The following is a 19,569-nucleotide window of genomic DNA, read 5'->3' as shown; positions in this document are numbered from 1 at the left end:
GAAACACCGCCTAGGCCCCACCTAGGTGTATACCTTTTTTGTCTCAATTATATAACCATCTCATACTCTATTATAATAATTAATAGACTAAAATATCTAGTGTTATCTGATAATTTTAAACTATTTAACGTTTTATTCGCTAAAAATCTTATTTAACAAGCTCTTTTAAGGTGATAAATAGAAAAAAATTACAGTTTGAAATTATCTCGAAAAAGCTTACGTATCCTTAAGGGACTAAATCGAGTACCTTTTTATGGAATTATTCTTTCTGTAATGGTAAGATTATTCTGAAAAATAAAAAGGAGGGACTCTAATGTGTACAAAAGAACAAATTTCAAACTTATTTCGAAACTTTTCAATAAAGGAATGTAAAGGGTCAAGTGATTTATATGAATATTTATCAATGAAAATTGCTGAAGATGAGGAAGTACTTACACTATCGTCCTATGCTCAGGTAGGTCAACCAGTCCCAAACTTACTATTAGGTGCAGTACATTATTTATTGTTAGCAGGGAAAGAACATCATTTAAAAACGTATTATAGTAGTTTAGTTGAAGATGCTGATACAAATTTAGATAAAGCTTTTAATCATTTTAAAGATTTCTGTAAAGAGTACCGAGAAGAAATCATTACTTTGTTACAAACAAAACTTGTTCAAACGAATGAAGTAAGACGGTGCGCATACTTATACCCAAGTTTCTGCTACATATTTAAGAAAGTGAAGAAGCCGTTAGCGTTAATTGAAATTGGGACAAGTTCTGGGTTGCAATTGTTCTGGGACCAATATCGTTATTCGTACGGAACGGATGAAATGTACGGGAATATAAATTCAAATGTGCATGTAACTTCTGAAATAAGAGGGGAAAATGTGCCGCATTTTCTAAAAGAAAGCCCATCTGTCGTAGAAAGAATCGGACTGGACTTACATGTGAATGATTTACATAATGAGGAAGATTATTTATGGTTACGTGCTTTAATTTGGCCAGAACATAAAGAAAGGCTTGAGATGTTTGATCAAGCTGCATCTTTAGTGAAAAATGAATCTGTCCAATTAATAGAAGGAGACGGTGTAGAGCTATTATCATCTATTATTGAACAAATAAGTGAAGAAGCTATTATTTGTATTTTCCATACACATGTTGCAAATCAAATACCAGAACAAGTAAAACATAAGTTAGAAAAACAAATACAAGAAATTGGAGCAAAACGTGATGTATTCCACCTGTATAACAACATGTGGGATCGTGACCTTCATATTGATTATTATATTAACGGAAACGAATATCGTGAAACGGTTGGAGAAACAGAAGGGCACGGGAGATGGTTTAGCTGGAAGATTGGAAATGAGACGCTTATTTAGATTAATAGGGGCGCCCTCACTTGTAAAAGATGGGGCCATAGGCTCAAGCATTGACTAAATGGTTAAGGAATAAATGTATTAGTAACATACAAAAAATGCTTCGGAGAAATCCTAAGCATTTTTTGAATTACATTTAAACCCCATAATGGATCATGTACTTCTGTTCTGCTGCAGCTTGTACAATTTTTGAAGCTAACTCATTCAGCTCATCAGATTTTCTGAAGAACTTTGAGGATGTAACTGTTTCATAGAAAATTGCTAATGATTCAGGCGGGATAATTGTAATACCACAATAAGCTAAACCGTATTTCTGATTTTTGACTGTATGGAAGTAGGTTTTCATAATTGATAAATTTTGATTTAAACTACTGATAATATCATCATCAACAGATATACAATGATATTTCTCTGGTGTATAATCTTCGTAATTTTTTTGAGAAGTAAAATCGTCAATTATTCCAAAATCATGGACACATGCCATCATTATCATCCTTTCAACTTTAATAAAGTGAGTTCTATTAAAGTAAAATCGTCATTTTGTTTACGTGTAATAGAAATGATTATGTAGTTCATTAGTATAGTACTTCATAAAATATCTTCGTTTCTTCTTCGTGAAGACAGTTTACTTATCGGTAAACTCATCGGGAGCCCAAGTGGCGATTTCATTCCCAGGTGCAGCGACTACAAGCCATTGCTCACATAGGACACCAGCTTGCCAACATTCATAATAATCATGAAAACCATTTAAAAAAATAATTTGTCCACTCTCTAATGTAATAATTAAATGAGGGCTTTCTAAGCCAAGTTGTATATCGGTAACTTTTTGTCTTCTTATCTTACATATTCTTTCATATTCTTCTTTCTCAGAATAAACTTCAAATTCATCTTCATTTAATGGGTAGCTTTTTTGAGGTTTATTAAATAAACACCATTTGGATTCGATATTGATATATAATTGTCCGTCATAATCAACTGAGTCGTGAAAGTTTGTGAAATGAATCTTTATAGCGCCTGGAGAAATACCAAATTGTAATCCATCAACTTGGGATCCGATGAATAGATTTTTTAACACTTTTTCAGCGTGAATTTTATCCTCTGTATTCATTATTGAATTCCTCCTTTTCATAAAAATACACCTTATATTTTTATTGTAATAAATAAATTTTCATGTAAAATGAACCTTTTGTGAAAAACGAGCGAATATAGTGTGAAAGATCACGAGAGGGGAATGAAACTTTGGATGAAGTACAATTAAAAGAATGGCTATATAAACGAAAGTATGTTATCCAAAAAAGAGCTTGAGAAAGTTTTACTTTCGGTGATTGAATAGTTATTCGGTATAAGTAATTGATAATTATATTATGTAAACTTACTTTTACAAAACATCCATTTTTTAAAATGGATGTTTTGCATTTAGATAGATTAGGTGGAGTATATAGTTTAAAAAAGCGGAATACTTTGCGGAAAGTTAAAGACATTTTTCGCAAAGTATTCCGCTTTTACTTCCATTAATCGGTCAAAGTTGCAACTGAAGTATGCATCTGGCCAATTTTTAATGGATAGGTCAGGAGTATTAACATAGACACCTTTTGTAAATGGAAGCATTGCTAAGCGGAAGTCTTCAACTCATCGAATACTTCCACCAGCACCTTCTGGCTGTTCCCAAGTAGCGAATATTGGCATGTTTGATAGTGCTTTTCGGTAAAAGTAAGCAGTTGCCTCATTTGGCACCTCAACAACAGCACCGCCTAATCTGTGGAAAAATACGGAGGTGGTGGAAAAGGGTAAGTTAAATCGTAATTTCTATTTGATTGCCTTCTGGATCGCCTATTACACTTTCATAATAGCCATCTCCAGTAAAACGTGGTCCATTTAATAAAGGATAACCAGCATCTTTTATCACCTTTGTTAGTTCATTCACACGTTCTTCACTACCGACAGAAAAAGCCATATGAGTATAGCCGGTTATGTTTAAATTAGGCTTATTTTCAATCCCTTTTTTACGCATAAGTTCAAGTCTTGCTCCAGATTCGAACGTAATAAAATAAGATTCAAATTGTTTCGTTTTATTATGATATAAAGAGTTTGCTTTACCATTAAAGTATTTCATATAAAAATCACGCATACATTCTAAGTCATTTACCCAAATTGCAATATGTTCAATTTTCATAGGTTTCACCAATCCTATCTGTATCAATTAGGCTTCCACTGTATTAAATTTGCATTTGCATTGCAACAATTTTGCTTCGCTATTAAAGCTAGTTGTTAATTTTTGATTATGTACGTACATACAATATGTAATTAAGTGAATGACCATCATAGTAATTACAGAAAAGGGTGAATGAAGCATATGAATCAATTTGAGCAAATGATGTACGTTGGTGTCATCATGTCTATTGTACTATCCGTAATGATTTTAGGGTCCTTATATTATAATCCTCGACTTTCGTTAACTGATTATCCGAAAGATATTCAAAAAGTAGTTTTTCCAAAATCGATTCATGAAAAAAAGCAAACCATTTATTTTAATATTGTATATAATACTATTCTTTTCGGTACTCCTTCCGTTTCTACATATATACTACATAAGCATGAAAAGTTAATGTATATGGATGCCTATTTACACACTTTTGGTATTTTAATGATTTTCAATTTAGTAGATTTACTTATAATTGATTGGCTAATTTTTTGCTGGATTACTCCAAGGTTTGTTGTGATTCCTAGTACGGAAGGTATGAAAGGATATAAAGATTATAAGTTTCATTTAAGAGGGGCTATTGTCGCTACTCAAATTTTAGCAATCGTAAGTTTATTTTTGGTGGGAATTGCCACAACTATTTAGTGTGAAGAAGGGCATGGAGCTTTTATAAAAGATAAGGAGATTTATAATATATAGAATTAGAAATGAGAATTTGATAGTATTGGAGTAAGGAGTTTTAATAACAGTATATTAAACAATATTAATATACTGTTGCAAATGTTTTGATATTATGTAAAATTATATAATTTTACGGAGGCATTTGATAAAATTCAAAAAAATTTAATGGAGGCTAATATGAAAAAAGTAATTGGCGCAGCAACAGCAACTGTTTTTGGATTGGGAGCGTTTACCACAACTGCTACCGCAGAAACAATCGTAACAGCAGATGTACTTAACGTACGTGAAAAACCGACTACAGAATCAAAAGTGGTCGAAAAAGTAAAGAATGGGCAAGAGTTAAAAGTCATAAATACCGAAGATGGCTGGTCAAAAATTGAGTTGAATGGTAAAGAAGTGTTTGTAAGTTCGGAGTTTACAAAAGATGTATATCATGTAACGGCGAATTTGTTAAATGTACGTACTGAAGCAAACACAGATTCAGAAATTCTTGGTAGACTAAAAAAAGATGATGTAATTGAATCAACGCATCAAGTAAAAGACGGATGGTTGCAATTTGAGTATAAAGGAAAAACTGCTTATGCAAACGTTTCTTTCCTATCAAGTACAGCACCAACTGAAAAGAAAACTGAAGAGAAAACGAAGCAAGTAGCGAAAGTACAAAAATCAGTTAAAGAAAAGAAAGAAGTAAAGACGCAGAAAGTAGCAAAAGCAAAAGAAACAACGAAAGCACAAGAAATAGTAAAGCCTAAAGAAGAGGCAAAAGTAGTAAAAGTTAAAGAAGAAGGGAAAGCGCAAGAAATAGTAAAACCTAAAGAAGAAGGGAAAGCGCAAGAAATAGTAAAACCTAAAGAAGAGGCAAAAGTCAAAGAAGAAGTAAAAGTTAAAGAAGAAGAAAAAGCGCAAGAAATAGTAAAGCCTAAAGAAGAGGCAAAAATCAAAGAAGAAGTAAAAGTTAAAGAAGAAGAGAAAGTGCAAGAAATAGCAAAGGCTAAAGAAGAAGAAAAAGCGCAAGAAATAGCAAAAGCTAAAGAAGAAGAGAAAGCAAGAGAAATAGTAAAAGCTAAAGAAGAAGAGAAAGCGCAAGAAATAGCAAAAGCTAAAGAAGAAGAGAAAGCAAGAGAAATAGTAAAAGCTAAAGAAGAAGAGAAAGCGCAAGAAATAGCAAAAGCTAAAGAAGAAGAGAAAGCGCAAGAAATAGCAAAAGCTAAAGAAGAAGAGAAAGCGCAAGAAATAGCAAAAGTTAAAGAAGAAGAGAAAGCGCAAGAAATAGCAAAAGCTAAAGAAGAAGAGAAAGCGCAAGAAATAGCAAAAGCTAAAGAAGAAGAGAAAGCGCAAGAAATAGCAAAAGCTAAAGAAGAAGAGAAAGCGCAAGAAATAGCAAAAGCTAAAGAAGAAGAGAAAGCAAGAGAAATAGCAAAAGCTAAAGAAGAAGAGAAAGCGCAAGAAATAGCAAAGGCTAAAGAAGAAGAGAGAGCGAAAGAAGCATCTAAAAACAACATACAGTCTGCTAAACGTGAATTAACGGTAGTAGCGACAGCGTATACTGCTGATCCAAGTGAAAATGGTACATATGGTGGACGCGTTTTAACTGCGATGGGGCATGATTTAACGGCAAATCCGAATATGAGAATTATCGCAGTTGACCCGAAAGTAATCCCATTAGGATCTAAAGTATGGGTAGAAGGCTATGGAGAAGCGATCGCTGGTGATACTGGAAGTGCAATTAAAGGTAATCGTATTGATGTTTTAATGGGTTCAAAAAGTAAAGCTATGAATTGGGGAAGACAAACTGTTAAAGTGAAAATTTTATAATAACAATAATTATCCAAATAGAAGTCAGTTCTCTTTATTGAGGCTGGCTTTTATTTTTTTAGTAGAAGGATAATAGGATTTTTAAATGACTTATTAATAAACCTGTAATAAAACATAAAAATTGTCTCATGTTTAGAAAAACTATTAAGAATGAGGTAAGGAAGTAGAACAGAAGGTTATTGAGAAGTAGAGAAGAATAGTATGTTGAAAACGAAGGGTTAACGTATAATGAAATATATAAATCGGATCAAATCGTTTACTAAACACTTTCACTCATAATAGTGTAATTAAGTTCAAAGGATAGGTGTATTTCATGAAAGAAGTAAGAGAATATATTGAAACAAAGAAACAAGGTGTATTGGAGTTGCAAATAAAAGAAACGGAAGAAAAGCTAGGTGCTGCTTTCCCAAATCAATATAGGGATCTTATTAAATTAGTTAATAATGCTGAAATAGGGGAATGGATACTATATCCGATTAAAAGATAATAGAAATGTAACGAAAACTTGGGATGATATTGTTAGACAAAATATTGACATGAGAGATGAGTCTATACCAGAAAATCTTATCATAATTGGTGACGATGGTTCAGGGGATAAATTGTGCTTTAAAATAAATAATGGAAAAATGGATGATAAAATATATATTTGGTATCACGCGGATGACGAAATGGAAGAAATATCTCCGAGTTTAAAAGAATTTATTATGGAAACTATTCAGGAAGACGATGTTTTTTAGTCTTAATTATTATCATTTTGTGAATCATTCTTATAAAAGGCGAGGATAGAATATGACAATAGAATTATATGGCGCACATTGTAATGAGCGGAAAGGGTATAGAGTAATTGAAGGAAGAGGTTCATATAATCATTACTTTGGCGGTCAAGATTGTAATTTGCCAGTATGTAAGTTATGCGGTGAGAAGATGCATCAAATTCTCTGTTTTGATTTAAAAGATGGGAGACTTGCTGAACTTAAAAGTAATGAACTAAATATTTTACCATTCGTTTCATGCTTGAACTGTGCGATGGTGTGGGAACCGCAATATTTTCAGTTAAGTGATGGAGGTAAAACAGTTCAAATCATAAAGCAGCAAAATACAGAAGAATGGATAATGGAAGAGGAAGATAAGTTACCAGCTTCATTACCAAAAACAACGGTAAAGCTTATAAATATGAAAAATGAAGATATACCTACAGATGAAGATAGTTACTGGGAAGCTTTTGACTTGTTCGGTTCTGAATATGTATGTAGATTATTAGGGGCACCATTATATGCGGATCTTCCAGAGCATTTGGCGTGTCCAACTTGTTCTAAAGAGATGAAGTATGTTGCTACAATTACACAAGATATCGAGGAACGTGAACTTATTTCAGTAGTTGATTTCCAGTTTGGGGAAATGAATATATACTATTATTTATGTAAAGATTGTTCAATTATAAAAACGGAAACACAAAGTACATAACAAGACTAACATATTATATTAGTCTTGTTTTTGTATCGCAACATCATTAAGAATTGCATCAAATATATCTTTTTGCGTAAAGTTATCTGTAAAAATAGTTTCTGTGGCAACCTTAATAGTATCGTGCGGATTATACCATTTTTGTAGGGAATCCTCACCAAATTCATGTCGTTTGTCTCTTGTGTTATGTCGTCTAATAGTTTCCTCTAATGATAAATCAAAGTAATATGCAAATGCATTTTCATCAAAATAACGAATTAATTCTTTTAACATCTCACCATACCTATGACTGTTCAATATACCTTCTAAAATAACAAATTCACATTTTCCTTTTCCGTACTTCGTAATTTCAAATAGTAAATCATGTGATAAATTACCCATTGTGTCGTGTACTCTAAGCATATCTCTACGTACAACATCCTGTGATACTAAAAGTGTTCCTTGTCCGAAATATTCTTGTAGTTGTTTTGCAATCGTTGTTTTACCACTTGAGGAGTTTCCTCTAAGAATGATTAAAGTGGATGTAAGTATAGGATTAGACATAATGTATTTCCCCCCAACAGTATTAATTATATAGAAAATTTTAACAAATAAAGTGAGGAAAGTGTATAATTAATATGATGGATATTTAAGGAGGGGGTAAGATGGGAGATATATTAAAAAATGCACAACCTATATGGAAACGGACTTGGTTTCGTTATCTAGGGGCATTTTTTATTGTTCAGTTACTGTTTACCCCGCATTAAAGGGCAGTAAGACCCCCACCTCAAAATTCAGCGAAAGCGAAGAAGTTAGGTGGGGGATCAACTGCCCGTAAAAGCCCGATTGGTTCAACTAATAATCAGTGGGGGATGAACAAAACCCCTACTGATTAAAGTTTCACTTTATTTTGTGTGAAATCACTGCGTGGGCGCCAAACTTTAGGCCAGGCGGAGAGTTTTTTAATAGAATATTAAATTCTCAATTTTTCACTGAATGGTTCACACTCTATACAATCCCGCAATTTAACGTATTTACAGCATTTTTTGCGATTACATTACTACCATATGCATTAGTAGGTGCAATGAAAGATGTAACAGCAAGAAAAAATATAAAGAAATAATAGAGGTATAATATGCTTTTTCAAAAAGAAGGTTTATTGATTAGATACGTAATGGAAGATGATGCATCTATCATTTCTAAATGGTTAACGGACCCAGCAGTCCTGCGGTATTACGAAGGACGAGATAATCCGCAATCTGTAGAAAAGGTGCTTGATCATTTTATACATAGTCCAAACAGTAATGAAAAAAGATATTTAATAGAATTTGATACCATTCCGATTGGTTACATACAAATGTACCCAGTGGATTCAGAGTGGAAAGCGTTATATGGCTATAAAGAATCGCAAAATGTATGGGGTATGGACCAATTTATCGGTGAACCAGCCTATTGGGGAAAGGGAATTGGAACAAAACTCGTTCAGGCAGCAATTACATATATTATGGGTGAAATGGGAGCAGAAGCAATTGCAATGGATCCGAAAGTAAATAATGAACGAGCAATAAAGTGTTATGAAAAAAGTGGATTTAAAAAAGTAAAGATTTTAAAGGAACATGAGTTGCATGAGGGGAAATTAGAAGATTGTTGGATGATGGAATATAAACAATAATAATGGCTTATACAAATAAAGGGGGATGTGTGAAATGAAAAAAGCATTAATCGTAATTGATGTGCAAGCGGGTATGTATACAGCTGGAATGCCAGTACATAATGGGGGAAAGTTTTTACAAACATTGCAAGAGCTTATTAGGGAATGTCGTTCAAATGATATTCCAGTTATTTATATCCAACATAACGGTCCTAAAGACCATCCGTTAGAAAAAGGTACGGATGGATGGCGAATCCATGCGGCCATCGCTCCGCAAGAAGGAGATAATATAGTTGAAAAGACGACTCCAGATTCATTCCATAATACAAACTTAAGCGAAGTGTTACAAGAGAAAGAAATTGAACACGTTATTCTTTCGGGAATGCAAACAGAGTATTGTGTAGATACGACAACGCGCAGAGCATGTAGTGAAGGGTATAAAGTAACGTTAGTGAGTGATGCGCATAGTACATTTAATACAGAAGTGTTACGTGCTGAAGATATTGTGAAACATCATAACGCAGTATTGGGAGCGTTTGCGGATGTTGTTGCAGTAAAAGACTTAAAAGTGGCTGCCTCTAAATAAGAGGCAGTTTTTTATTAGAAAAAATAGCGTCAAATATTGTTAGTAAGTCGGTATTTTGAAATAATCACTTATATAATTTCACGTACCATAATGAAAAAATACAAAAAAGGAGCACCACATAATTAAAAAGGGCGCTCCTGCATTAAAACGTTACTTTTTCTTATCTTTATCCAATATATTTTGTTCTTCAGCAAACTCTGTACCATATGCAAAGCGGCGATTAATACGAATGTTATCATTGTTGTGCCTTGTATGAGAGTTAGAGAAGCGATGAACGATTACTTCAGATAAAGTGAAGACGATGGCAGAAAGGATACTGCCCCATGCAATTTGCATATAGTTGTCTAATAAAATATTACCGAAAATCCATACGCTTAAATATGTTAATAAGAAATCCGACATAATGGCACCAGTATTGCCAATTCGATTTAAAATAATTTTATCAACGAACATGTAGGATACGATTGTAACAAAGAGACTGAATGAAATAATTTGAACAAACGTTGCAGGGAAAAATAAAGCAAGCCCAATACTAAATGCGATAATGCACGATATAAACTTGATAAGCACTACTGTGAAATCATTCAAAATTTACACCTCCGATTTATACATAGTTTTTCAATAAATTCTGGAGTTCATACATTGTAACGGATTTATTTACATAAAACTTTTTCATGTTCGGAATTTAGTCTAAATATTATAAAAACAACGAAAAAATGTTATAGTAAAATGAGAGTGTATGACATTTTTAGGTAAGGGGGAATCCAAAATGTGGATTACTTCAGAAGTAGAAATTCCAGATGAGTTAATTGATCACCTTGAGCAAGGAAAGTTAGTGTTATTTGTTGGAGCGGGAGTTTCTATGAAAGGGAAATCAAACTTACCGAATTTTGATGATTTAGTTGATGAAATTGCAAAAACGTTATATGTCGAAAAACGTGAAATAACAGAGCCACATGATTATTATCTTGGTAAAATTGCGAAAACAAAAGATGTACATCAAGTCGCAAGAGATCTCGTTCATATAGAGAAATCAAAACCGAATCCATTGCATTATGCAATTCCAAGGTTATTTCCTTTAGATACAGATATCCGCATTGTAACAACAAATTTTGATCAACATTTTACAACTGCAATTAAAGAAATAAATAGAGATATCAATGTTTATTACGCTCCAGCTTTACCGACTGGGAGAGCTTTTAAAGGTCTTGCTTACATACATGGTAATGTAGAACAGGAGAAAGAGGCTTTAATTTTAACAGACGGTGATTTTGGAAGGGCTTACTTAACAGAAGGGTGGGCAAGAAGATTTTTAGTTGATCTATTCTCAAATTACACCGTTTTATTCGTTGGATATAGTCATAATGACCCAGTAATGAAATATTTAGCAACTGGTTTACCACCAAGTACAAGACGATTTGCTTTTGTCGCACAAGGAGAAAATACGTACCACTGGGAACATTTAGGGATAAGACCAATTGTGTATCCGAATAAAGTAAATAATCATCAATCTCTCGTAAAAGCGGTAAAACGCTGGGCGGAATTAATGGGTGATAATTATATTACGAAAAGAATGCGTATTCGGGATATTGTAACGGTTCCCCCGTCAGTAGAACAGGAACAATTATCATACATAAAGCAATCAATTAAAAAAATTGAAACAGTTCGTTACTTTGTGGAATTTGCTCATGATTATGAATGGGTCGAATGGTTAGAAGTAGAAGGTAAATTACAAAATTTGTTTATGCTTACGCCAAACTATAATGAAGTAGATGAATTACTTGCAGAATGGTTAGTCGAACAATTTCTTTTTAGTCATCAGAAAGAATTATTTCAATTAATTTATAAAAACTATTCTAAAATATCACCGTTATTATGGAGAACAATTTGTAACTACTTAACCGAAACGAAGAGTAAGATGGACCCGTTGTTGTTTGCAAGGTGGACACTCCTTTTATTAGAAACAGCTGAAAAAGATAGTAGCTCTATAGAAAAGATTTCTAAGTTACTGCAAAAATGTTCTTTTCCTGAGCATAAGGAAATTGCCTTATTGATACTAACTTTTATTTTAGACGGAAAACTGAAGTTAAAACGTGTAAGAAAATGGGGAAATGATACGCAAGAATCAATAGAACTCGAGGAATCGAGTCGCTTACCAGTATCTACATTCTCTCATGTGGAGCAAATTTGGAACGAAAAGATGAGGCCTTATATCGCTTATTATGCTGTTCCAATTATGATGATTGGATTAGAAAAATTGAGAATGTTGTCGTTAAGACAAACGGCACTGAAAAAAAGAAATAAGGAAAATATAGAGAAAGAGTTTCATCAAAATGATCTTGTATTTTTAATACGAATTGTAAAAGAGTGTCTAACTTATTTATGCGAAAACAATGAGAAAAAAGCGGATTATTATATTACAGAAATGATAGAAGCAAATAGTGTACTTCAAAAGCAAATTGCAATTGATGCGATGAATAAAAATATTTTTGTTCGTGTAGATGACAAAATGAAATGGTTGTTACATGAAGGACTTCTTTTAGATTTCACTTATAAACACGAAGTTTTTCAACTTTTAAAAAGGCATTATGCACATTGTTTAGAAAAAACAAAAGAAGAAGTCACTCGAACTGTAATAAAGCATCTTACAGAAGAGAGGGTATTTGATGCATGTCTCGTATTAGACTTATTATTCAAGTGTGATTCAAATAGTCCATCTACGGCAAATGGGTATGAGTTAATGAAGCAAAAGCATCCTCATTTTCATTCCGAACGATACAGTGTACAAAAGAAAGAGGATACAGAGCAAAGTATTACTTGTAATGTAACTGCTGACGGATTATTGCAACTGAAAGATGTTGAAATTATGAAGCAAGTTCAGCAATTTTCGCAAGATCGTGTTTTGGAACAACGCCATTTTTTAGAGATGTTATCAAAAGCATGTAAATTAAACACAGAGTGGAGTATTTCATTTGCATACCAATTAGTAGGAGTGCAAGAAATAAGTAATGAAGTATGGTTTGTTTGTATTAGAGAATGGCGAAATAATCGAGGATTGACAAATGATCAAATCCAAAAAATTATTCCGCTATTGCAGAAATTTGTTAGAAATACTGCTTTTCATTGGCTAATTAGTAGTTTTCTATATGAAATTAGTAATCGACTAGAAGAGTTAGAAGAGAATAGTATACGTGTTGTAAAACGATTTGCTTTTTCAGTGTTTCCTCAAGTTATGAAGAGTGATACAGACTTTAAGCTTGGGAAACAAGATTTTTACAATGAATCAATTCAGCATCCAGTTGGAAAAATGACAGCTGTATTATTAAAGTTGTTATCATATGATCATTTATACGATCGTAATGTATATGAATATTTATTTTTATTTGAAGAACAAGTAAGAGTTAATTCGGAACGAACAAACTTTATGTTTGCTCGTTTAATAGCAGATATTACATTTCTATATCATATTGAAAAACAATGGTGCCGAAAATATTTGTTACCATACTTAGATTTAAAAAAACAAAATGAGATTACGGAATATGCATGGGCCGGCTTATGTTACACGCAAATAAATTTACCTTTATTTACAGAAATGAAGCGATTTATTAAGTATGCGGTAGAACATTTGGAAGTATTACATCCGCATACGAGAGAAGCTTTCTTGAAGTGGCTTAGCTTTGTATTTATTAAATGTGTACTATATTGGGAGCAAAAAACAGATTGGTTATACCCGTTACTCATACTAGAAAATGAAGAAAATAAAATTAAGTTTATGCAGTTTTTATGCTATTACGTCAAAACATTAAGCGTAAAAGAACAACAAAAATTTTGGACAGCTTGGCTCAGTGTATTTTTGCGAGAACGACCAAAAATGGGTGAGATAACTGCGAGAGAATATGTAATGCTTTTACGTATTATTTTATACATGGATGAAATATTAGAAAAAGGATTATGTATTATGTCTCGTACATTTTCAAGTGTACATGGTAAATGTACAGGTGAGGAAATGAAGCGGTTATTGATTGAAATGCTTCATAAAAAAGAAAGTATGAAAGCGCATAAAGAAATGTTTGCAAATGTGTTTTTTATTTTACTACAAACATGTCACGAAGCCGTGTTATTCGAAAAAGAAATCATACAAATAAAAGAATTATTAGTTCAGTATGAAGTAGAGGAATATGTTTTACATTTACTAGAAAATGAAATAATTCGCATAGGAATTGTAATGGGTGATTTACAAAAAGAATTATAGGACGAAAGTGGAATTTTAAAAAATATATAAAAAGTTGTTGACAGTGTTTTGAAAAGCGTTCTATAATACGAATCATACTTATTCAATTTCAAAAACATTTGAATAAACAAAGTGCAATGAAGAGATCACAGTAGTGGTTAGTCTTACTGTAACAGAGAGCTGGTGGTTGGTGTGAACCAGTACAGGGATAATCATGAATTACAGTCTTGGAGCATCTTTTTCGTAATAAAGATAGTTTTTCTTTATGAGGAAAAAGCGGTCAATTGATCGTTAACAGTGAAGAGAGGTAGACGGAAAGTTAGTCTACAACTAGGGTGGTACCGCGATAAATATCGTCCCTACTGATTTATTCAGTAGGGACTTTTTGTATTTTAGTGGTCCAACTTGAAAATTAAATAGTCATGCATTGAAAGGAAAAGCAGTAGTTATTGTTTCCCTGTAACAGAGAGCTGGTGGTTGGTGCGAACCAGTACATAAACAAGAGCGAATTACAGTCCTAGAGCATCTTTTTCGTAGTAAAGATAGTATTGTCTTTATGAAGGGAAAGACGGTCAGATGATCGTTAACAATGAAGAGAGGTAGACGAAAGAAGTCTACAACTAGGGTGGTACCGCGATAAATATCGTCCCTACTGATTGGATCAGTAGGGCTTTTTTGTACAAAAAAGTGGATTTTTAACTAGTAGTTTATGTCTGTGTAAGAATTATTAGTTTAAAATAAGAAGAGGTATCGATTCCACTATAAATTTGTATAATTAGTCAGTTCAGAAAATAGAGAATTTTTATTCTCTTACTATACTTTTAAAACATTAGAGGAGGATTTCCAAATGGCAAATCATGAATTAGATCAATTACGTAAACAGGTAGATGAAATTAATTTACAACTATTACACCTTTTAAACAAACGTGGTGAAATTGTTCAAAAAATTGGAGAGCAAAAGCAAGTACAAGGCACGAAACGCTTTGATCCAGTACGTGAGCGTGAAGTACTTGATATGATCGCAGAGCATAACGAAGGACCATTCGAAACATCAACAGTTCAACATATTTTCAAAACGATTTTCAAAGCAAGCTTAGAGTTACAAGAAGATGATAACCGTAAAGCGTTACTAGTATCACGTAAAAAGAAACAAGAAAATACAATCGTTGATGTAAAAGGTGAATTGATTGGAAACGGAACACAAACGTTCATCATGGGACCTTGTGCAGTAGAAAGTTTAGAACAAGTTCGTCAAGTAGGGCAAGCGATGAAAGACCAAGGCTTAAAATTAATGCGCGGTGGTGCATTCAAACCGAGAACTTCTCCATATGATTTCCAAGGTTTAGGAGTAGAAGGACTTCAAATTTTACGTCAAGTAGCAGACGAGTTTGACTTAGCAATTATTAGTGAAATTTTAAATCCGAACGATGTTGAAATGGCATTAGACTACGTTGATGTAATTCAAGTTGGCGCACGTAACATGCAAAACTTCGATTTATTACGAGCTGTAGGTAAAGTTAACAAACCAGTATTATTAAAACGTGGATTAGCAGCAACAATTGATGAGTTCATTAACGCAGCGGAATACATTATTGCGCAAGGTAACGATCAAATTATTCTTTGTGAGCGCGGTATCCGCACATACGAAAGAGCAACACGTAACACATTAGACATTTCTGCAGTACCAATTTTAAAGAAAGAAACACATTTACCAGTTATCGTTGATGTAACACATTCAACTGGACGCAGAGATTTATTATTACCCACAGCGAAAGCGGCACTTGCAATTGGCGCAGATGCAGTAATGGCTGAAGTTCATCCAGATCCAGCAGTTGCATTATCAGATTCTGCACAACAAATGGACATTCCAGAATTCCATAGATTCATGGATGAGTTAAAAGGTTTCAAAAATAAATTATCTTAATTCCATATCATATATGCGTTGAAGAGGAAACAGTAGTGCTTATCTCACTGTTAAAGAGAGCTGATGGTCGGTGTGAATCAGTACAAAGGTAAGCATGAATTACAGCCTTGGAGCATCTTTCCCGACAACTTTTGGAGGGGAAGACGGTCAAACGATCGTTAAAGAAGAAGAGAGGTAGACGAAAGAAGTCTACAACTAGGGTGGTACCGCGATAAACATCGTCCCTACTGAGCGCTCAGTAGGGACTTTTTTGTACAAAAAAATAGTAAAGGGGCAAGAGAAATGAGATACATTACAGCTGGAGAATCACATGGACCGCAGTTAACAGTTATTTTAGAAGGTGTACCAGCAGGTTTGACACTTACGGCGGAACATATTAATAAAGAATTATTAAGAAGACAAAAAGGTCATGGACGCGGAAGACGTATGCAAATTGAAACAGATACAGTTGAAATTGTAAGTGGTGTTCGTCACGGGATGACACTTGGATCACCGATTACGTTAATTGTAAAAAATGATGATTTCAAACATTGGACGAAAGTAATGGGTGCAGAGCCAATTTCGGAAAAAGAAAGTAAAGACATGAAACGTACAATTACAAAACCACGTCCCGGACATGCAGATTTAAATGGAGCAATTAAATATGGTCATCGTGATATAAGAAACGTATTAGAGCGGTCATCTGCAAGAGAAACGACAGTTCGTGTAGCTGCTGGTGCAGTTGCAAAACAAATTTTAAGCGAATTAGGCGTGGAAATTGCAGGACATGTTCTTGAAATTGGTGGAGTAAAAGCAAAACATATTTCAAACTTATCAATTGAAGAAATTCAAACAATTACTGAAAACTCACCAGTTCGATGTTTAGATAAAGAAGTAGAGCAAGAAATGATGAATGCGATTGACAACGCAAAAAGTAGTGGAGATTCAATCGGTGGTATTGTGGAAGTCATTGCAGAAGGTATGCCGATTGGCGTCGGTAGTTACGTCCATTACGATCGTAAATTAGATGCAAAACTTGCTGGTGCAATTATGAGTATAAATGCATTTAAAGGTGCTGAAATCGGCGTAGGTTTTGAAGCGGCACGACAACCAGGAAGCAAAGTGCATGATGAAATTCTGTGGGATGAAGAAAAAGGATACACGAGAAGAACGAATAATGCCGGCGGTTTAGAAGGCGGTATGACAACAGGTATGCCAATTATCGTAAGAGGCGTGATGAAGCCAATTCCTACTTTATACAAACCGTTAGCAAGCGTTGATATTGATACGAAAGAAGCATTCCAAGCGAGTATTGAAAGATCTGATAGTTGCGCAGTACCAGCGGCGGGTGTAGTAGCTGAATCTGTTGTGGCATGGGAACTTGCAGATGCACTAGTCGAACAATTCGGAAAAGATCGTATGGAATTATTAAAACAAAACATTATGCAACACAATAACTACGCAAAAGAATTTTAATAAAAAGGTGGGTTTAACGTGCAAGTAAAAGATCAACTATCATCATTACAACCATATAAACCAGGTAAATCACCAGAACAAATGAAAGAAGTGTACGGAGATCATTCGTTTGTGAAATTAGCATCGAATGAAAATCCATTCGGCTGTTCGTCACGTGTTTTAGATGAGTTGCAAAAATCGTGGTTGGAACATGCTTTATATCCTGACGGAGGTGCTACAACGCTCCGTCAAACAATCGCAGATAAGTTACATGTGAAAATGGAACAAGTACTTTGTGGTAGTGGTTTAGATGAAATCATTCAAATAATAAGCCGCGCCGTATTACGAGCGGGAGATAACATTGTAACAGCAGGTGCAACATTCCCACAGTATCGTCATCATGCCATTATAGAAGGTTGCGAAGTGAAGGAAATTGCGTTAAATAACGGTGTATACGACTTAGAAGAAATTTCTTCAGTAGTAGATAACGATACAAAAATTGTATGGATTTGTAACCCGAACAATCCAACAGGCACATATGTGAATGACCGAAAATTGACTCAATTCATTGAAGGTATTAGTGAAAATACGTTAATTGTCATTGATGAAGCGTACTATGAATACGTAACAGCAAAAGATTTCCCAGAGACATTACCGCTTTTAGAAAAACATAAAAATATTCTTGTACTTAGAACATTTTCTAAAGCGTACGGATTAGCTTCTTTCCGCGTTGGATATGCGGTTGGACAGGAAGAGTTAATCGAAAAATTAAATGTCGTTCGTTTGCCATTTAACGTATCTTCATTAGCGCAAAAAGCAGCGACGATTGCTTTTGGTGATGACGAGTTTATTGAAGAAATAGTTCGTGTGAATACAGAAGGATTACAACAATACGAGAGCTTTTGTAGGGAAAATGATATTCCATTTTATCCATCGCAAACAAATTTCATCTTCTTGCCAGTTGAGAATGCTGGAGAGATTTATGAAGCTTGTGCACACGCAGGATTTATTATTCGTCCGTTCCCGAATGGTATCCGTATTACAGTCGGAACAAGGGAGCAAAATGAAGGGGTGATTTCAGTGTTACAACAACACTTTGAAAATAAAAAAAGAAAGTCTCGAGATGAGGAAAATGCGTAAAAAGGTAGTATTAATTGGAACTGGTTTAATCGGAGGCTCTCTCGCATTAGCAATTAAGAAAGAGCACGATGTAACGATAACAGGTTATGATATATTTCAAGAACAAGTAGAGCGTGCAAAAGAATTACACGTAGTAGATGAAATAGCAGTTGATTTACAGCTTGCATGTGAAAAGGCACATTTAATTGTTTTTGCTTCTCCAGTTGAAGAAACGAAGAAGCTATTACACAAACTTGCGTCATTCCGTTTACGAGAAGATGTTATAGTGACTGATGTTGGTAGTACAAAAGGCACGATTATGAATGAAGCAGAAACTTTATTTTCAAAGGAAGTATCTTTCATTGGTGGACATCCAATGGCAGGTTCTCATAAAACGGGAGTTGAAAGTGCAAAAGCGCATTTATTTGAAAATGCATTTTACATTTTAACACCGATGCATCATGTGCCAAATGAACATGTGGAAGAGTTAAAAGATTGGTTAAAAGGAACGGGATCACATTTCCTTGTTTTAAATACAGAAGAACATGATTATGTAACAGGGATCGTTAGTCATTTCCCGCACCTTATCGCAGCAGGTTTAGTGAAGCAAGTAGAGAAACATGTAGGAGATAATCCGCTCATTCATCAGCTAGCTGCTGGAGGGTTTAAAGACATTACACGTATCGCATCTAGTAGTCCGAAAATGTGGAGTGATATTGTAAAGCAAAATCGTGAGCATTTAATGGTATTATTAAAAGAGTGGATCTCTGAAATGGAAGATTTATATAAAACAGTTTCTACCGGAGATGCAGGCGAGATTCAAAACTATTTTGCAGATGCGAAAGAATACCGTGATTCTTTACCAGTAAGAAAGAGAGGGGCAATTCCTGCCTATCACGACTTATACGTCGATGTATTAGATAAGGTGGGGGCATTGGCTCATATTACGAGTATTTTGGCGCGCGAGGAAATTAGTATTACGAACTTGCAAATATTAGAAGCGCGTGAAGGACTGCTTGGGGTATTACGTATTAGCTTCCAAAGGGAAGAAGATCGTATGAAAGCAAAACTAGCGCTTGGAGAAGAAGAATACCAAACTTATGAAACAATTTAAATGAGAAGGTGAAA

Annotated in this window: 16 protein-coding genes, 4 pseudogenes and 3 other annotated features; of the genes and pseudogenes, 14 read left to right on the top strand and 6 right to left on the bottom strand. The window is 34.1% G+C overall.

Translation table 11 applies throughout. The features are described from left to right. The first annotated feature begins 313 nt into the window (after nucleotides 1-313). Nucleotides 314-1,360: a DUF2332 domain-containing protein gene (locus AC3WVZ_RS13135; RefSeq protein ID WP_000337432.1), complete on the top strand. Its 1,047-nt coding sequence runs from the start codon at nucleotides 314-316 to the stop codon at nucleotides 1,358-1,360. 133 nt (nucleotides 1,361-1,493) lie between these two features. Here AC3WVZ_RS13135 and AC3WVZ_RS13130 read toward each other — a convergent pair whose 3' ends face one another. The 4 genes and pseudogenes from AC3WVZ_RS13130 to AC3WVZ_RS13115 all read right to left on the bottom strand — a co-directional run bounded on the left by AC3WVZ_RS13130 (nucleotide 1,494) and on the right by AC3WVZ_RS13115 (nucleotide 3,530). Next, nucleotides 1,494-1,844 carry a hypothetical protein gene (locus AC3WVZ_RS13130; RefSeq protein WP_001999997.1) on the bottom strand — a complete coding sequence of 117 codons (351 nt, stop codon included), beginning with the start codon at nucleotides 1,842-1,844 and terminating at the stop codon, nucleotides 1,494-1,496. A gap of 138 nt (nucleotides 1,845-1,982) precedes the next feature. Beyond that, complete coding sequence (locus AC3WVZ_RS13125) at nucleotides 1,983-2,465, bottom strand: hypothetical protein (protein ID WP_001090913.1); 483 nt, start codon at nucleotides 2,463-2,465, stop codon at nucleotides 1,983-1,985. A 335-nt stretch (nucleotides 2,466-2,800) separates the two neighbouring features. Then, a pseudogene (locus tag AC3WVZ_RS13120) lies at nucleotides 2,801-3,145 on the bottom strand (BBE domain-containing protein); the annotation flags it as partial. A 4-nt stretch (nucleotides 3,146-3,149) separates the two neighbouring features. Next, nucleotides 3,150-3,530: a VOC family protein gene (locus AC3WVZ_RS13115; RefSeq protein ID WP_000687535.1), complete on the bottom strand. Its 381-nt coding sequence runs from the start codon at nucleotides 3,528-3,530 to the stop codon at nucleotides 3,150-3,152. A 180-nt stretch (nucleotides 3,531-3,710) separates the two neighbouring features. Between AC3WVZ_RS13115 and AC3WVZ_RS13110 the strand changes: the two genes are divergently transcribed. From AC3WVZ_RS13110 to AC3WVZ_RS13095, 4 genes and pseudogenes are all read left to right on the top strand, one after another. Then, nucleotides 3,711-4,202, top strand: coding sequence for a nitroreductase (locus AC3WVZ_RS13110; RefSeq protein WP_233936458.1), 492 nt, complete (start codon nucleotides 3,711-3,713; stop codon nucleotides 4,200-4,202). A gap of 213 nt (nucleotides 4,203-4,415) precedes the next feature. Beyond that, nucleotides 4,416-6,053: a cell wall-binding protein EntB gene (gene entB, locus AC3WVZ_RS13105; RefSeq protein WP_233936457.1), complete on the top strand. Its 1,638-nt coding sequence runs from the start codon at nucleotides 4,416-4,418 to the stop codon at nucleotides 6,051-6,053. A 313-nt stretch (nucleotides 6,054-6,366) separates the two neighbouring features. Further along, a pseudogene (locus tag AC3WVZ_RS13100) lies at nucleotides 6,367-6,790 on the top strand (SMI1/KNR4 family protein). 52 nt (nucleotides 6,791-6,842) lie between these two features. After that, the gene (locus AC3WVZ_RS13095; RefSeq protein WP_016124740.1) at nucleotides 6,843-7,517 is read left to right on the top strand and encodes a hypothetical protein; all 675 of its coding nucleotides are present in this window, start codon (nucleotides 6,843-6,845) and stop codon (nucleotides 7,515-7,517) included. 18 nt (nucleotides 7,518-7,535) lie between these two features. Here AC3WVZ_RS13095 and AC3WVZ_RS13090 read toward each other — a convergent pair whose 3' ends face one another. Then, nucleotides 7,536-8,060, bottom strand: coding sequence for a kinase (locus AC3WVZ_RS13090; RefSeq protein ID WP_233936456.1), 525 nt, complete (start codon nucleotides 8,058-8,060; stop codon nucleotides 7,536-7,538). A 101-nt stretch (nucleotides 8,061-8,161) separates the two neighbouring features. On the opposite strand from AC3WVZ_RS13090, the pseudogene AC3WVZ_RS13085 reads away from it, so the two are divergent. From AC3WVZ_RS13085 to AC3WVZ_RS13070, 4 genes and pseudogenes are all read left to right on the top strand, one after another. After that, nucleotides 8,162-8,245 (top strand): annotated as a pseudogene (locus AC3WVZ_RS13085) (YfzA family protein); the annotation flags it as partial. A 155-nt stretch (nucleotides 8,246-8,400) separates the two neighbouring features. Next, nucleotides 8,401-8,619 (top strand): annotated as a pseudogene (locus tag AC3WVZ_RS13080) (YfzA family protein); the annotation flags it as partial. A 12-nt stretch (nucleotides 8,620-8,631) separates the two neighbouring features. Beyond that, a complete protein-coding gene (locus AC3WVZ_RS13075) occupies nucleotides 8,632-9,168 on the top strand; it encodes a GNAT family N-acetyltransferase (protein ID WP_233936455.1) in 537 nt (178 codons plus the stop codon). A gap of 34 nt (nucleotides 9,169-9,202) precedes the next feature. Further along, nucleotides 9,203-9,733 (top strand): cysteine hydrolase family protein, encoded by a 531-nt coding sequence (locus AC3WVZ_RS13070; protein ID WP_000709538.1) that lies wholly within the window; start codon nucleotides 9,203-9,205, stop codon nucleotides 9,731-9,733. A gap of 150 nt (nucleotides 9,734-9,883) precedes the next feature. On the opposite strand, the gene AC3WVZ_RS13065 is transcribed toward AC3WVZ_RS13070, so the two are convergent. Next, nucleotides 9,884-10,321 (bottom strand): YndM family protein, encoded by a 438-nt coding sequence (locus tag AC3WVZ_RS13065; protein ID WP_000997702.1) that lies wholly within the window; start codon nucleotides 10,319-10,321, stop codon nucleotides 9,884-9,886. A gap of 181 nt (nucleotides 10,322-10,502) precedes the next feature. Here AC3WVZ_RS13065 and AC3WVZ_RS13060 point away from each other — a divergent pair, with 181 nt between their 5' ends. From AC3WVZ_RS13060 to tyrA, 5 genes are all read left to right on the top strand, one after another. Further along, entirely contained in the window at nucleotides 10,503-13,985 is a 3,483-nt protein-coding gene (locus tag AC3WVZ_RS13060) for a DUF4020 domain-containing protein (RefSeq protein ID WP_016124738.1), read from the top strand. 107 nt (nucleotides 13,986-14,092) lie between these two features. Beyond that, nucleotides 14,093-14,328 (top strand) — a binding site (T-box leader). Between the two features lie 54 nt (nucleotides 14,329-14,382). Further along, nucleotides 14,383-14,618, top strand: a binding site (T-box leader). Between the two features lie 193 nt (nucleotides 14,619-14,811). Further along, nucleotides 14,812-15,888 carry a bifunctional 3-deoxy-7-phosphoheptulonate synthase/chorismate mutase gene (locus AC3WVZ_RS13055; protein ID WP_001273575.1) on the top strand — a complete coding sequence of 359 codons (1,077 nt, stop codon included), beginning with the start codon at nucleotides 14,812-14,814 and terminating at the stop codon, nucleotides 15,886-15,888. Nucleotides 15,889-15,897: 9 nt separating this feature from the next. After that, nucleotides 15,898-16,117 (top strand) — a binding site (T-box leader). 53 nt (nucleotides 16,118-16,170) lie between these two features. After that, nucleotides 16,171-17,343, top strand: coding sequence for a chorismate synthase (gene aroC, locus AC3WVZ_RS13050; RefSeq protein ID WP_001269425.1), 1,173 nt, complete (start codon nucleotides 16,171-16,173; stop codon nucleotides 17,341-17,343). An 18-nt stretch (nucleotides 17,344-17,361) separates the two neighbouring features. Beyond that, nucleotides 17,362-18,462 (top strand): histidinol-phosphate transaminase, encoded by a 1,101-nt coding sequence (gene hisC, locus AC3WVZ_RS13045; protein WP_001197280.1) that lies wholly within the window; start codon nucleotides 17,362-17,364, stop codon nucleotides 18,460-18,462. Further along, on the top strand, nucleotides 18,455-19,555 hold the full coding sequence (gene tyrA / locus AC3WVZ_RS13040) for a prephenate dehydrogenase (protein ID WP_233936454.1): 1,101 nt from the start codon (nucleotides 18,455-18,457) through the stop codon (nucleotides 19,553-19,555). Before hisC ends, tyrA begins: the two co-directional genes overlap by 8 nt. The last annotated feature ends 14 nt before the right edge of the window (nucleotides 19,556-19,569 follow it).

The sequence above is a fragment of the Bacillus sp. CPT56D-587-MTF genome, from assembly GCF_058792335.1.
Note: the sequence above shows the minus strand (reverse complement) of the source record. Positions and strands in the feature narration are given on the sequence as shown.